The organism is Cytobacillus sp. FSL W7-1323, from assembly GCF_038595015.1.
GTDB lineage: Bacteria > Bacillota > Bacilli > Bacillales > Cytobacillaceae > Cytobacillus > Cytobacillus kochii.
The window spans coordinates 2,697,508-2,711,199 of record NZ_CP151998.1; the positions used below are offsets into that span (position 1 = coordinate 2,697,508).

15 protein-coding genes and 1 riboswitch are annotated in these 13,692 nt (G+C 35.6%); of the genes, 3 read left to right on the forward strand and 12 right to left on the reverse strand.

The window, feature by feature from the left end:
• Positions 1–118 precede the first annotated feature (118 nt).
• Positions 119–299, reverse strand: a riboswitch (cobalamin riboswitch).
• A gap of 530 nt (positions 300–829) precedes the next feature.
• The 5 genes from MKX67_RS13610 to hmpA all read right to left on the reverse strand — a co-directional run bounded on the left by MKX67_RS13610 (position 830) and on the right by hmpA (position 5,636).
• Positions 830–3,250 (reverse strand): heavy metal translocating P-type ATPase, encoded by a 2,421-nt coding sequence (locus MKX67_RS13610; protein WP_095372964.1) that lies wholly within the window; start codon positions 3,248–3,250, stop codon positions 830–832.
• A gap of 83 nt (positions 3,251–3,333) precedes the next feature.
• A complete protein-coding gene (gene copZ, locus MKX67_RS13615) occupies positions 3,334–3,543 on the reverse strand; it encodes a copper chaperone CopZ (RefSeq protein ID WP_095372963.1) in 210 nt (69 codons plus the stop codon).
• 13 nt (positions 3,544–3,556) lie between these two features.
• Positions 3,557–3,892: a metal-sensitive transcriptional regulator gene (locus MKX67_RS13620; RefSeq protein WP_095372962.1), complete on the reverse strand. Its 336-nt coding sequence runs from the start codon at positions 3,890–3,892 to the stop codon at positions 3,557–3,559.
• Positions 3,893–4,035: 143 nt separating this feature from the next.
• The gene (locus tag MKX67_RS13625) at positions 4,036–4,218 is read right to left on the reverse strand and encodes an H-type small acid-soluble spore protein (protein WP_095372961.1); all 183 of its coding nucleotides are present in this window, start codon (positions 4,216–4,218) and stop codon (positions 4,036–4,038) included.
• Between the two features lie 263 nt (positions 4,219–4,481).
• On the reverse strand, positions 4,482–5,636 hold the full coding sequence (gene hmpA / locus MKX67_RS13630) for an NO-inducible flavohemoprotein (protein WP_095372960.1): 1,155 nt from the start codon (positions 5,634–5,636) through the stop codon (positions 4,482–4,484).
• 173 nt (positions 5,637–5,809) lie between these two features.
• Between hmpA and MKX67_RS13635 the strand changes: the two genes are divergently transcribed.
• Entirely contained in the window at positions 5,810–6,247 is a 438-nt protein-coding gene (locus MKX67_RS13635) for an Rrf2 family transcriptional regulator (protein WP_095372959.1), read from the forward strand.
• 244 nt (positions 6,248–6,491) lie between these two features.
• On the opposite strand, the gene MKX67_RS13640 is transcribed toward MKX67_RS13635, so the two are convergent.
• Complete coding sequence (locus MKX67_RS13640) at positions 6,492–7,919, reverse strand: alanine/glycine:cation symporter family protein (RefSeq protein WP_095372958.1); 1,428 nt, start codon at positions 7,917–7,919, stop codon at positions 6,492–6,494.
• A gap of 224 nt (positions 7,920–8,143) precedes the next feature.
• Positions 8,144–8,347: a cold-inducible protein YdjO-related protein gene (locus tag MKX67_RS13645; protein ID WP_095372957.1), complete on the reverse strand. Its 204-nt coding sequence runs from the start codon at positions 8,345–8,347 to the stop codon at positions 8,144–8,146.
• Positions 8,348–8,614: 267 nt separating this feature from the next.
• Here MKX67_RS13645 and MKX67_RS13650 point away from each other — a divergent pair, with 267 nt between their 5' ends.
• The gene (locus MKX67_RS13650) at positions 8,615–8,908 is read left to right on the forward strand and encodes a DUF6509 family protein (RefSeq protein ID WP_095372956.1); all 294 of its coding nucleotides are present in this window, start codon (positions 8,615–8,617) and stop codon (positions 8,906–8,908) included.
• Positions 8,909–8,949: 41 nt separating this feature from the next.
• Here MKX67_RS13650 and MKX67_RS13655 read toward each other — a convergent pair whose 3' ends face one another.
• Positions 8,950–9,345, reverse strand: a complete 396-nt coding sequence (locus MKX67_RS13655) for a cytosolic protein (RefSeq protein WP_095372955.1) — start codon at positions 9,343–9,345, stop codon at positions 8,950–8,952.
• A 131-nt stretch (positions 9,346–9,476) separates the two neighbouring features.
• Between MKX67_RS13655 and MKX67_RS13660 the strand changes: the two genes are divergently transcribed.
• Positions 9,477–10,295 (forward strand): GNAT family N-acetyltransferase, encoded by an 819-nt coding sequence (locus MKX67_RS13660; protein ID WP_095372954.1) that lies wholly within the window; start codon positions 9,477–9,479, stop codon positions 10,293–10,295.
• A 140-nt stretch (positions 10,296–10,435) separates the two neighbouring features.
• Here MKX67_RS13660 and MKX67_RS13665 read toward each other — a convergent pair whose 3' ends face one another.
• From MKX67_RS13665 to MKX67_RS13680, 4 genes are all read right to left on the reverse strand, one after another.
• Positions 10,436–10,636, reverse strand: coding sequence for a cold-shock protein (locus tag MKX67_RS13665; RefSeq protein ID WP_095372953.1), 201 nt, complete (start codon positions 10,634–10,636; stop codon positions 10,436–10,438).
• Positions 10,637–10,721: 85 nt separating this feature from the next.
• Complete coding sequence (locus MKX67_RS13670; RefSeq protein WP_095372952.1) at positions 10,722–12,185, reverse strand: DEAD/DEAH box helicase; 1,464 nt, start codon at positions 12,183–12,185, stop codon at positions 10,722–10,724.
• Positions 12,186–12,368: 183 nt separating this feature from the next.
• Complete coding sequence (locus MKX67_RS13675; RefSeq protein WP_095372951.1) at positions 12,369–12,569, reverse strand: cold-shock protein; 201 nt, start codon at positions 12,567–12,569, stop codon at positions 12,369–12,371.
• Positions 12,570–12,810: 241 nt separating this feature from the next.
• Positions 12,811–13,653 (reverse strand): tetrahydrofolate dehydrogenase/cyclohydrolase catalytic domain-containing protein, encoded by an 843-nt coding sequence (locus MKX67_RS13680; protein ID WP_095372950.1) that lies wholly within the window; start codon positions 13,651–13,653, stop codon positions 12,811–12,813.
• Between the last annotated feature and the right edge of the window lie 39 nt (positions 13,654–13,692).

Here is a 13,692-nt window from a genome sequence, read left to right on the forward strand (position 1 = left end):
GGCATAAAAAAAACCGCCCCAGTTACACCTTGAGCGGATCAAACGACAGTATAAATACAAGTGTACAATACACTCTTTTCATCAACTGTCGTTTCATCTTCTCAAGCCCCGAAGAATTGAAACTTTTGATTAAGAAGGCAGGTATCCTGGCTTGTGTATCAATCTACTAAGAGCCTTCCCATTCTTTCAAAAGAACAGTGGTTTCCTCTTTTCGTCACACTTACAGTTGCGGGTACAGCTCCGGCTTATCCGGATTCCCATTTTAAGTCCATTTGGACTCCTTCAACCAATTACTATATGTAGTTGTTAAGAAGTAAAAAAATAACTATATATTGTATCTGAGATTGTATGAGTAATCATATCACATCATTTCATAGAATACAATTTATTTCTTTTATCTAAATCTAAAATATACATTTCGTTCTTTTAGCGGTAAATTTAAGACCATAATAAATAATAGCATTTCTTATTTGTGTAAAAAAGTCTTGAAATCCATTAAAAATTGTTCAAGCTGACCAACTCTACTTTTTTACCTTCAAACGAGTATGCTTAAACCAGAAAAGTAATAGTTTTTTGGTAAATAAATTAAAAAATCATAGAATTGTTGAAATAAATCAATGGTGTTAAAGTTGTGGGGCAAAAATTAATTAAAGGTATATTCCATATTAAAAGAAAATAATTTATCTTAAAGGACAAAATTTTTTTACCAATCTTCTTCATGTCTTCTATAAAAATAGAAAAACAAACTAACTATTTAAATTAGCTTGTTTTTCTCATTCAGTTTATTGTATAGAATGTTTTATAGAAATTCATACGGAACTTGTTATTTTTATCTTACACGTTGCAAACGAAGTGCATTTAATACAACGGACACAGAGCTAAACGCCATCGCAGCACCTGCTAACCATGGTGCTAAGAAACCTGCAGCTGCAATAGGAATACCGATTGTATTATAGCCAAACGCCCAAAAAAGATTCTGTTTAATATTACGAATGGTTTTTTTACTCATCATGATTGCATCAGCAATACTATTTAGATCACCACGCATAAGTGTAATGTCTCCTGCTTCCATGGCAATATCTGTACCTGTACCGATAGCCATGCCGATATCGGCAGTTGCTAATGCTGGGGCATCGTTAATACCATCTCCTACCATCGCTACCTTTTTCCCTTGACTTTGTAGCTTTCTTACTTCTTCTGCTTTCGTTTCTGGTAAGACTTCTGCAATGACTTTTGATATACCTACTTCTTTAGCAATGGCTTGTGCGGTTAACTGGTTATCTCCAGTCATCATAATAACTTCTAACCCCATATCATGTAGCCTTTGAATCGCTTCGTTTGATGAATCTTTTATCGTATCAGCTACAGCAAGGAGGCCTTTTGCTCTACCGTTAATAGCCACAAGCATAGCTGTTTTTCCTTCACCTTCTAATTCTTTCATTTGTTTCGAGAACCAAGAGGAGTCTATCCCATTCTCTACCATTAATCTAACTGTACCAATCAGTACATCTTTTCCTGTAACTTTCGCAGAGATACCATAACCCGGTAGCGCTTCGAAATATTCACTTTTTACTTTTTCTATATTTCTCTCCTCTAACCCTTTCACAATGGCTTCAGCAAGAGGGTGTTCAGATGACTTCTCACTCGCAGCAACAATGGAAAGGAAATGGGCCTCATTTGTTCCAGGCTCGACTATGATATCGGTTAATACAGGCTGACCATTTGTAACAGTACCTGTTTTATCAACCACAACAGTTGTAATTTCATGTGTCATCTCGAGATGCTCTCCACCTTTAAATAAAACACCCATCTCGGCTGAACGGCCAGACCCTGCCATAATTGAAGTAGGCGTCGCTAATCCTAGTGCACAAGGACAAGCAATGACGAGTACAGCAATCATTTTTTCTAACGCACTAGCTACATCACCCGGTTGCAAGAAAAGAAACCATATACAGAAGGTAACAAGGGCAATAGCTACCACAATGGGAACAAAGATGCCCGAAATCTTATCGGCTAACCGCTGAATAGGTGCTTTTGACCCTTGTGCTTGCTCGACTACTTTAATAATTTGCGCAAGCGCTGAATCTTTTCCAACCTTTGTTGCTTCAACTGTTAAATGGCCATTTTTGTTTACAGTTGCTCCTATTACTTCATCACCAGCTTTCTTATCAACTGGCACGCTTTCTCCTGTTAACATTGATTCGTCAACTGCTGAATGCCCTTCAATGATTACTGCATCTACAGGAATTCTGTCACCAGGCTTAATGATAACCATATCGCCTTGCATTACTTGCTCAACAGGGACAATGGTTTCCTTCCCTTCTTTTAATACAACGGCTTTTTTAGCCTTTAAATTCATTAATTTTTTTATTGCTTCTGATGATCTTCCTTTTGCACGTGCTTCAAATAATTTCCCTAACAAAATAAGGGTAATAATAATCGCACTCGTTTCATAATAGAGCTCAACATGATGACCATGTGTTGCATTCATCGATTGTAATGTTAGAAACAAACTATAAAAGTAAGCTGCAGAAGTACCTAATACAACAAGTACATCCATATTCGCGCTACCAGATTTCAATGATTTATATGCACCAGTATAAAATTGCCAACCGATAATAAATTGTACAGGTGTCGCCAAAATTAACTGTATCCAAGGGTTCATTAAAAAATCTGGTAGAAAAATGAATGAAGTGAATTCAAAATGCCCAACCATCGTCCAAAGTAATGGTAGAGAAAGGATAGCAGCAGCGATAAATTTCTTTTGCTGCTTTTTAATATGCTGTTCCCTCACATCATTTGCACTGGCTGTTGTTTTTAGCGAAGCGCTATACCCAATCTTATCTACCTTTGCAATAATTTCTTCAACTGAAACCTGTTCAGGATTGTATTCTACAGTACCTGTTTCTAAAGCTAAGTTCACGTTTGCCTGCGCAATACCGGACTGTTTATTTAAAACTTTTTCGATTCGCGCAGAACAAGCAGCACAAGTCATTCCTGAAATATCAAACTCAGCTTTCTCTAAAACAACTTCGTAGCCTAGATCTTTAATCTTCTGCTGAAATGCATGTTCTCCTACTATTTGAGGGTTATAGGAAATGGTTGCTATTTCAGAAGTGAGATTCACATTCGCTTCGTTTACACCATCCATTTTACTTAACCCTTTTTCGATTCGCGCAGAACAGGCAGCACAAGTCATTCCCGTAATTGGCAAATGAATTTTTTGGTGAGAATCGTCTTGATTAGACATATGCTCCTACCACACCTTTCTTTAAATACTATACCCTACTACCCTATATAAACATTTAAAATAAATCGTGCAAAGCTGCACGATTAAGATTTAACTTCATAACCTTGATCATCAATTGTTTCTTTAATTTGATCAAGCTTTACAGATGAAGCATCAAAAGCAACTTTGACTTCTTTTCTATTTAAATCTACTTTAACCGTGTCTACTCCTTTAAGTTCACCAACACTACTTTCCACCGCTTTCACACAGTGACCACAAGACATTCCTTCTACATGTAAAATTACGTTTTCCATGTTTAAAATCCTCCTATTTTTTCATTAATTTTTGAATTGTAATAAGAAATTCATCTAACACTTCTTCGTCACCTTCATTTATCCGATCAATGACACACCCTTTTAAATGACCTTCAAGTAAAATCTTAGCGACACTATTTAAGGCAGATTGTGTTGCGGATATTTGTGTAATCACATCATCACAATACGTATCTTTTTCAATTAGACCTTTAATACCTCGAATTTGTCCTTCGATACGATTCAATCGAGTGACTAAATTCTTTTTTACTTTATCTGAATGATGACTTCGTCTATCTGCATGCTCTAGGCACATTGTTTCTTCTCTTACCTGATCTTCTTCATATCCCATTGAATCGCCTCCCTTACACATATTATATTATACCCCGGTACCCTATGTAAAGTGAAAGAAATTTTAAATATGGTTCATTTCTCCACTATAAATAAAAAGGTAGGTAGCAGTATCTACCTACACTCTAACATGTTGAATTGTAATTACACTTCATTAAGGTCTGAAATATCTACTTCTGTTCTTTCTTCTAAAGGAATTCCTCTTAAATGAACAGTAACTGTTTTATCATCTTCATGTAACTTATCTATCCATACAGAAGTTCCATTGTATTGAACTTCTACATCACTCGATGATGAAAGTATTTGTTTTATCCTCTTTGTTTCCATATGATTCACCTCTCATAATTGATAAATATATTCTTTAACATTTTAGCCTTTTTATACATTTCGAAAGGAACTCATTTGTTGATGAAGGACTTCTCGACAATATACAATTAAGGTTACTAAGAGATGAAAGGTCTTAACAATGGATTGATTTTAATTTATTCATTTATATCGTGTAAGTTGAAAGGGAAAAGGCAAAATTGAATAAACAGAAAAGAGATGAGTTTTCATCTCTTTTCTACTGAAATATTTCAAAAGCTCTTCTTTTACATATTGATCTTTTCTTTTAGAGGAACGGCTGGACCAAACAGTTCAAGATGAATATGCGAATTTTCCACACCTAACATCAATAATTGTTCCTTCATATTTTCCATAAAATTGATAGGACCACATAGATAGTACTCTGCTTCCTCACTAATATGTTGCTTTAAATCCTCACTATCTAATCTGCCCTCGTCATCACTATATTTTACTAGGAAACGCCCATTTTCAATTCCTGCTATCAACGGCCTCACTTCATCTCCAAACGCATGTAAGTTTTTGTTCTTACAACTATGAAGGAAACTTACTTCTCGCTTTGTCCCTTCTAATGTATGAAGCATACTCAATAATGGTGTGGTTCCAACACCACCACTGATGAATACCACTGGTGTCTCTGCTTGGGATGATAATACAAATTCACCAGCTGGTGCACTAACATCCAAACTGTCTCCTATTTGCACATGGTCATGTAACCAGTTAGAGACTTTACCATGTTCTTCTCTTTTAACAGATATACGATACGTCTTTTCTGATGGTTTTCCTGATAAGCTATATTGACGGTTATGGTCGTATTTTTCGCCAGCTATATTTACCCGAATCGTTACATACTGGCCAGGTTGGTGGGTTGGTAAAGTAATACCATCATTTGGCTCAATATAAAAAGAAGTGATAAGATCACTTTCAGGTACCTTATTTACTACTTTAAAAGATTTAAATCCAGCCCATGCTGATGCATTGTATAGCTCTTCTTCTGTGGAAATAAAGATAGCGGCAATCACTCCATAAGCCTCTGCCCATGCCGTAATAATGTCTTCTGTTGCTGCATCACCTAGAACTTCTTTTATCGCTGCTAATAGATGTTCCCCGACGATTGGGTAGTGCTCCTTCTTAACCCCTAAGCTTCGATGCTTATGAGCAATTGTAGCAACTGCCGGCGCTAAATTTTCTAAATGTTCAATATGGTTAGCTGCTTGAAATAATACATTAGCGAGTGCTTTAGGCTGTCTTCCCTTCTCTTGATTAGCATGATTGAAAATGTTAAGTAGTTCAGGATGTTCAGCAAATAATCGTTTATAAAAATGCGTGGTGATAGCGGTTCCATGAATTTCTAATACGGGTATAGTTGATTTGATGATTTTAATCGTCTCTTGTTTTAACATTAATATCTCCACCCTTCAATTTTAAAGCAATATTTTAAATACATCTTTAAAATATACCGTTTCCAAATTTAAAGCAATATTTTAAATACATCTTTTAAAAAGTTGTCACAATTGGTTCCATAACAAGCAATATGTATAATAGAACTATTAATAGAAAAAAGGTGTGATTCATAATGCGTCTTACCAACTACACGGATTATTCATTAAGAGTTCTCATATATTTAGCAACAATTGAAAAAGACCAGCTTACAAATATTAAAGAAATTGCAGACACATATCAAATCTCTAAGAATCATCTGATGAAAGTCATCTATCAATTAGGGAAAAATCAATATGTTGAGACGATAAGAGGAAGAAATGGCGGCATTCGTTTAGCGATGTCACCTAAAGAAATTAATATTGGTGAAGTGGTCAGAAAAACCGAAGAAGATTTTCATTTAGTTGAATGCTTTGATACTAATAACAATCATTGTGTCATTTCACCTGTTTGTGGTCTAAGACATGTATTAAATAAAGCATTAAAAGCGTATTTAGAAGTACTAGATCAATATACATTAGCTGATCTAACGAAGAATCAAGCGGCATTAGCAGACTTTTTGTTTAAAAGTTAATTTTAGATAGCAATGCATTCTTTCCTACCAAGTAGGGAGATGAAATAATAAAATAGCGGACTTTAGTCCGCTATTTTTATTACAATCGAGAACCTAACGCTAAATTGAAGCGAAATTAACATTGATAGCAATTTCAATCATATTGCGTCCGAGGCACATTCGCAATTATCGGCTCACCTCCTCCACTAGCTGACTTACGCAAAAAATGAGCGAACCACTAAAAATTAGGATTCGCTCATTTCGATTACATTGCTTTCTTTCTTTTCTCCTTTTCTCTGACAGGCCAAGCTTCTACTCCTGTTAGACCAGGGATATCCTCTTGATAAAATTGTGGTTCCAAGCCCGCTTTCCGTTGCTGCATATAGTTTTTCAACAGCTTAACTACGATAGGCGATAACATCGTAATGGCGGTTAAATTGACAAGCGCCATGATACCCATTGTTAAATCTGCCATTCCCCAAACAATTTCTAAATTAGCAATTGCACCAAACATGACCATTCCTAATGCGGCTACCTTATAAGCATGATGAAATACTTTACTCTTATGAATGAAATTTAAGTTTGCTTCACCATAATAATATGATCCGATAATAGAAGTAAAAGCAAATAAAAAAATAGCAACACCGAGAAACATTCCACCTATTGTACCAAAGTGTTCCGACATCGCAGCTTGAGTCAATTCGATACCTGTTAAGCCTGAAGCATAGCTTTCGGAGGATAAAATGATAAAAGCAGTAGCAGAACAAACCAATAAAGTATCAAATAATACCCCTAAAGCCTGAACAAAGCCTTGTTTTACTGGATGAGATACAGTCGCTGTTGCAGCTGCAATCGGATCTCCCCCCATACCTGCACCATTGGAGAATAATCCGCGCTTAATGCCATTAACAATAGCAGCAGCTATCCCTCCACCAATAGCCTGCTCAAATCCGAATGCACTTTTAAAAATAAGAGCAAACATTGCTGGTAACTCAGTAATATTTGAAGCAACTGCGAATAAAGCTAACAGAATATAACCAAAAGCCATAAACGGCACGATTAAAGAAGAAATATCTGCTATTCGCTTAATTCCTCCAAATACTACTAATCCTGTTAAGAAAACAAGAATGATACCAATATAAACAGGCTGAATCCCAAATGAGTTCTCCATTGCAACAGCTATCGTATTACTTTGTACAGCGTTGAATGTCGTACCATACGATAAGATAATCATAATGGAAAATAACACAGCCATCCAAGGACGTTTTAATTGCTTCTTGATATAATATGCTGGACCGCCTTTGAAGCCTACATTAGACTTAACCTTATAAGTTTGCGCTAACGTATTTTCGACAAATGAGCTAGCACTACCAATTACTGCAATTAACCACATCCAAAAGATTGCTCCAGGACCACCTAATACCATCGCAATAGCTACTCCGGCGATATTACCTGTACCTATTCTCGTTCCTGCACCAACAAAAAACGCTTGTAAAGGCGAAATAGTTTTTTTAGATTCTGTTGTAACGGTTTCTTTAACAAACAGTAACCTAACCATCTCACCAATATGCCTGACTTGAACAAACTTTGTTCTTATACTAAAAAACATCCCTGCAATCACTAACACAAATATAAGAACATAACCCCATAATACCTCATTACTCATATTCACAATGTTTTCAATAAACTCCATCAAATCCCCCTTTAATATAAATGAATACTTACTGTATTTATTAAAAAATTCTGTCTTTTCACCCCCTTAAGATATCTACATACCCGTTCTTACAATAAATAAACCTATATTGATAAAGTTTTTAAATAAAATAAAAAAGAGTGGTTATCAAACAACCACTCGTCTTATCCTGTTCATTCAATTACCCTTGACTTAACGGAAGCCAAAAAAATAACAGAAGAATATTATTTGTTATAAAGACTATTGTTATTAACTACTTGTAATTCTTTTGTTGTTGCTACCATTTCACTCTCACAAATTGGGCATTTTGGTGTACTTTTAAAGTTGTCTCTCACCCAAGCATTACATGTTTCTGAGGAACATTCCCAAATTTTAATCTCTTCAGTCTTCACTTCTTCCATGTTCTTTCTTCCAAATCCCATTGCCATTATCAGGCACCTCCTAAAGGTAGAACATATCATCCGAAAAAAATAAAAATCACTCGCTATGCCAAACCAGTATGGTCCTTTATAACAAGTGTGTGTGATATTTTTTACTTAACAAATATTAGTATAGCACATTTTTTTATCCGTGTCAAAACAAGGAAACTTCCACTTTAACATGTTGTCCTATAAAAAACAACCTTTATGTATGAATTATAGTGGAAAAAGTGTATAATAGAGACGCTGATTGCTTTAAAGAAAGGATGAAGACATTTGCATATTTCTAGTTATACGGTGGAAGAGATCAATGATCCAACTGGTATACTGTCTGGAGAGAGGTACGAATTCTTTTTAGATATTGATGTTGATGAAGATGATGAATTATATTCAGAACAAGGTATTCGCTTGCGCGTGTTATTTTATAAAGGTGAGGACGAAATGAAGATACTTAATTATCACTTCCAAGAGAATAATAATGAAGAGATTTTGGAATTTGGATTAGAGGAAGAAGAAGAAATATTAATCACTAAATTCTGTAGTCAACATCTCAATGCAAATGAAGAATAAATCATAAAATGCCTAGGGTTAGCTCCTAGGCATTTTTATGATTATTCCTCTACTTCTTTACCTTCTTCAATGATATGATACATTAAATGGGCAAGGTGATGTATTGGACCATACACTTCTTCATCCTCTTGCTCTTCTTCGTTAAATTCTAGATCATTTAAATGCAAGGCAACAAACTGGTAAAAATCCGGCAATGAAAAACTGTAACAAGCGGTTGGCTCTTCTTCTTCGCCTTCATAATGAAGAACCATATACGACTCTTGTCCATCCTTATTAAGACCATCAAAGTAAACAAAAAAGCCAATATTCGTATCTAACTCAAACAGGTGTCTTGTTCCACCTTCTGTCATTCGATTAAAATCTTCCTCTGATAGTTTGTTTACATTCATTTCATCTACTTGATCTTCTTTATGGAATTGTACTCTAAATGATTGCATACATCTCCCTCACTTTCTCTATATGATGATAGCATAAACACCTGTATTATCCTATTATTACCTTCGTAATAAAAAAGAAACTTCTCATTTTAATTTTTACAGATATAATAGCTTAAAGGAGTGTGAAGAATATGAATATTCACGAGATCTATCAGTTGCAAAAAATTTGTGAACAACATGATGATATCATTCTTAAATTAAACTTTGATATGATAGAAAATTCCCAAACCGAAACACCTTTGTACAAGCACTCTATTGATGGTCAACTTATCGGTTTTGTTGCACTTTATCCATTCGGGTCAAAACTTGAAATATGTGGTATGGTTCATCCTAATTATCGTAGAAAAGGAATATTCTCTTCATTATTTACAGAAGCTTTGCCGATGATTGACCACTATCAAGAAGTACTAATTAATATACCAGGTCAATCACATACGGGTACTACCGTTATGTCTGCATGGAAACAACCGTATGCTTACACAGAATATCAAATGGTCTATGAAGGAGACCAACCGACAAAAAAAGAGCAGCGAAATATTCATCTCAAAATCGCAGAATTAGCAGACTCTACTTTCTGCAACCGAATCGATCAACTATGTTTTAACCTTTCAGAAGAGGATGCTAAAGCGATCAATGGTGATTTCAATTTACATAAACAAGATAATCAATTACTAGTCATTTGCGATGGCAATCAGAGAGTCGGTAAGATACGTCTTCAAATAAGGAATCATCATTTATGGATATACGGTTTCGCCATTCATCCCGATGAACAAGGTAAAGGGTTAGGAAGTGAAGTATTGCGTCAAATCATTGAACAATACGAAGGGCATTATTCCATTCACCTAGAGGTTGAGGTTCAGAATAACCGGGCACTCATGCTTTATAAAAAGTGCGGATTTAAAGAGTGTGGCAGTCAGGATTATTATCATTTCAATAAAAACCATAGATAGGCAATCACATTCGTTTCCATCTGAATGGGTTTCTATATAAATCTCTTCAAATACAGCGGTGGAGTACTAATAACCATGAATCAAAGAAAAAGATCACTCCCCAATGGAAGTGATCTTTTTTCTTTGATTGAACATTTGTATTATAGCTTTGTCACATTTACAGCTTGAGGTCCACGTTGCCCCTCTTCTATATCAAAAGACACTTCTTGTCCTTCATCTAATGTTTTAAAGCCTTCTGTTTGAATTGCAGAGAAATGTACGAATACGTCATCTCCACTTTCTTGTTCAATGAAGCCAAATCCTTTTTCTGCGTTAAACCATTTTACTTTACCTGTTGCCATTTTTTCTTTTCCTCCTAAACATTTGAAAAACTCACAGGAATAATCTCCTGCATTTCCTAATATACCACAATTTACTTTATTTTAATCAATCGCGGCCCTTATTATTTTTTACACGACGTCTTTCGCGACCTTTATAGTCACGTCCGCCCCCTTTACGATCTCTTCCACCAGATCTCGGACGATCACCAAAGCGACTGCGGTTACGTCCATCTCTATTTTTAGGTTTTTTCGAACGAAGTGGCTCTACCGCTGTAATTTTTACAGGTGTGACATCTGGATCTTTTGTTAATAATTTTAATGCTGCTGCCAATACTGTCACTGAATCTGTATCTTCTAACAATGATTCTGCAATACGCTTATACTCATCGTAGTCATTCTTATCAATCGTATTCATTAAACGATTAATTGTCACACGTTGGTTACCTGCCACAACATCTTTAAACGTTGGCACTGGTTCTTTTTTCATTTTTGTCTTTGTTACATTTTCAATAATTTTCAAGTGATCGATTTCTCGTGGAGAAACAAATGTAACAGCTAAACCTTTATTCCCAGCTCTCCCAGTACGTCCAATACGGTGCACATAGCTTTCAGGATCTTGAGGAATATCAAAGTTATAGACATGTGAAACGCCTGAAATATCTAGTCCACGTGCGGCAACATCTGTTGCTACCATAATATCGATTGTTTGATCTTTAAAACGACGAATAACTTGATCACGTTTCGCTTGTGGAATATCACCATGAATACCTTCTGCAGAATATCCACGTTTAATTAATCCTTCTACCACTTCATCTACGCGTTTTTTCGTTCTACCAAATACAATCGCAAGTTCAGGAGATTGAATATCCAATAAGCTGCATAATACATCAAATTTTTGTTTTTCATGCACTTCGATATAAGATTGTTCAATATTTTTTACTGTTAACTCTTTTGCTTTTACACGAACAATTTGTGGGTCATTCATAAACTTCTCAGCTAGAGTTTGAATACGTCTAGGCATTGTTGCTGAGAAGAGAAGCGTTTGACGTTCATGCTCAATTTCACCAAGAATTCTTTCAATATCTTCAATGAAGCCCATATTTAGCATTTCATCCGCTTCATCTAGAACAACTGATTTAATATTGTTTAGACGAATCGTTCTTCTTTCAATATGATCAATTAGACGGCCTGGTGTGGCAGCGATTATTTGCGGACGATTTTTAAGTGCGCGAATTTGTCTACCAATATCTTGACCACCATATATCGGTAAAGTTCTGATTCCTTTCACTTGTCCAATACGATTTAATTCTTCAGCCACTTGCACAGCTAGTTCCCTTGTTGGAGCAAGAACCAAACCTTGAATGCCATCTTCTTTCGTTACTTTCTCTAACATTGGGACACCAAATGCCGTTGTTTTACCAGTACCTGTTTGGGCTTGACCAATCATATCCGCACCAGCTAATGCGATTGGTAGTGATTGTGCTTGAATAGGTGTTGGCTCTTCAAAACCCATATTAGAAAGAGCTTTTTCTAGCTCTGTACTTAAACCAAAATCCGAAAATTTTACCAAGATAAATCCTCCTTGTATTTCAAACATACTTCAAAATAATCTATAGTATGAGTGTATCCAGTTTCCATTAATTTTTATCAATTTATAAGCAATAAAAGTAAAATCATTGTAACGGTATAAGAACGGTTGGGGAGTAGTTCACATAAAAAGGTGATGCATGAAAGGCCATGCATCACCGCATTATTATGCTTTTACAACGTTTGCAGCTTGAGGGCCACGGTCGCCATCAACGATTTCAAAAGTAACTTCTTGACCTTCTTCAAGAGTTTTGAAACCTTCAGATTGAATCGCACTGAAATGTACGAATACGTCTTGTCCTTCTTGAGACTCGATGAAACCAAAACCTTTTTCTGCGTTAAACCATTTTACTTTACCGTTATTCATGATAATACCTCCAAAAAATAATCACTAAAAAGTCATAATTATATAAGCTTATAGAGAAAAGTGGAATGCCTCGTACTTTAATTTTCTTATGAAGTTAAAAAGGCCGTAACTGAAAGAAATGAAGAGTACAATCGCCTACATTTCTTGCAGTTACGACCACTTATCCAAATAATATATAACGAACTTTACAGCGTATATTTTATAATACATTGTTTTATCGCTAAATGTCAATAGTTATTTCTCACTGAACCGTTTTCTCTGCGGAAGCTACAGTGTGTTTTAATAACATAGAAATCGTTACAGGGCCCACTCCACCAGGGACAGGTGTAATGGCAGATGCTTTTTCATAACAGCTATCATAATGAGCATCGCCAATATTTCCTGGGTTGTATCCCGCGTCTAACACAACAGCCCCTTCTTTTAGCCAGCTTCCTTGAATAAAATTAGGTTTCCCAACAGCTGCAACAACAATATCAGCTTTGCTTAAATGTTCACTTAAATCCTTTGTTTTAGAATGACAAGTCGTTACAGTTGCATTACGATTGAGTAGTAATGCAGAAACAGGCTTACCTAAAATAGGACTTCTTCCAACCACAACTGCATTTTTCCCTTCAACAGGAATATCATAAAAATCAATAATTTCCATAATAGCAGCAGGTGTACAAGATGGGTAAACACCAAAACCAAGTGCTGTTTGACCATAGCCAAGACTGGTGACACCATCCACATCCTTTTCGATGTCAATCGCTTCAAATGCTTTTCTTTCATCTATATGTGCAGGTACTGGATGTTGCAATAGGATCCCATGTACATTTTTATCATTATTCAAATCCTGAATCGTTTCTATGAGTGTTTCAGTAGAAATACTTGCATCTAGATGTATTCTCTTTGATAAAATACCCAGTTTTTCACAGGCGTTACCTTTCATACGTACATACGTAGCAGAAGATGGATCATCTCCCACTAAAATAGTAGCTAGGCAAGGCGTTACTCCTTGTGCCGATAATTTTAATACTCTTTCTTTTAAGTTTTCTTTTACATCTTTCGAAACTTTTTGTCCGTCTAGTATCGTTTTTTCTTCCATGTCTATTCCCTCCGAAATAAAAAAGAGATAAGGAAAACT

Coding starts and splice junctions, on each gene's coding strand:
- MKX67_RS13610 (WP_095372964.1), bottom strand. CDS start 3,250: ATGTCTAATCAAGACGATTCTCACCAAAAAATTCATTTGCCAATTACG.
- copZ (WP_095372963.1), bottom strand. CDS start 3,543: ATGGAAAACGTAATTTTACATGTAGAAGGAATGTCTTGTGGTCACTGT.
- MKX67_RS13620 (WP_095372962.1), bottom strand. CDS start 3,892: ATGGGATATGAAGAAGATCAGGTAAGAGAAGAAACAATGTGCCTAGAG.
- MKX67_RS13625 (WP_095372961.1), bottom strand. CDS start 4,218: ATGGAAACAAAGAGGATAAAACAAATACTTTCATCATCGAGTGATGTA.
- hmpA (WP_095372960.1), bottom strand. CDS start 5,636: ATGTTAAAACAAGAGACGATTAAAATCATCAAATCAACTATACCCGTA.
- MKX67_RS13635 (WP_095372959.1), top strand. CDS start 5,810: ATGCGTCTTACCAACTACACGGATTATTCATTAAGAGTTCTCATATAT.
- MKX67_RS13640 (WP_095372958.1), bottom strand. CDS start 7,919: ATGGAGTTTATTGAAAACATTGTGAATATGAGTAATGAGGTATTATGG.
- MKX67_RS13645 (WP_095372957.1), bottom strand. CDS start 8,347: ATGGCAATGGGATTTGGAAGAAAGAACATGGAAGAAGTGAAGACTGAA.
- MKX67_RS13655 (WP_095372955.1), bottom strand. CDS start 9,345: ATGCAATCATTTAGAGTACAATTCCATAAAGAAGATCAAGTAGATGAA.
- MKX67_RS13660 (WP_095372954.1), top strand. CDS start 9,477: ATGAATATTCACGAGATCTATCAGTTGCAAAAAATTTGTGAACAACAT.
- MKX67_RS13665 (WP_095372953.1), bottom strand. CDS start 10,636: ATGGCAACAGGTAAAGTAAAATGGTTTAACGCAGAAAAAGGATTTGGC.
- MKX67_RS13675 (WP_095372951.1), bottom strand. CDS start 12,569: ATGAATAACGGTAAAGTAAAATGGTTTAACGCAGAAAAAGGTTTTGGT.
- MKX67_RS13680 (WP_095372950.1), bottom strand. CDS start 13,653: ATGGAAGAAAAAACGATACTAGACGGACAAAAAGTTTCGAAAGATGTA.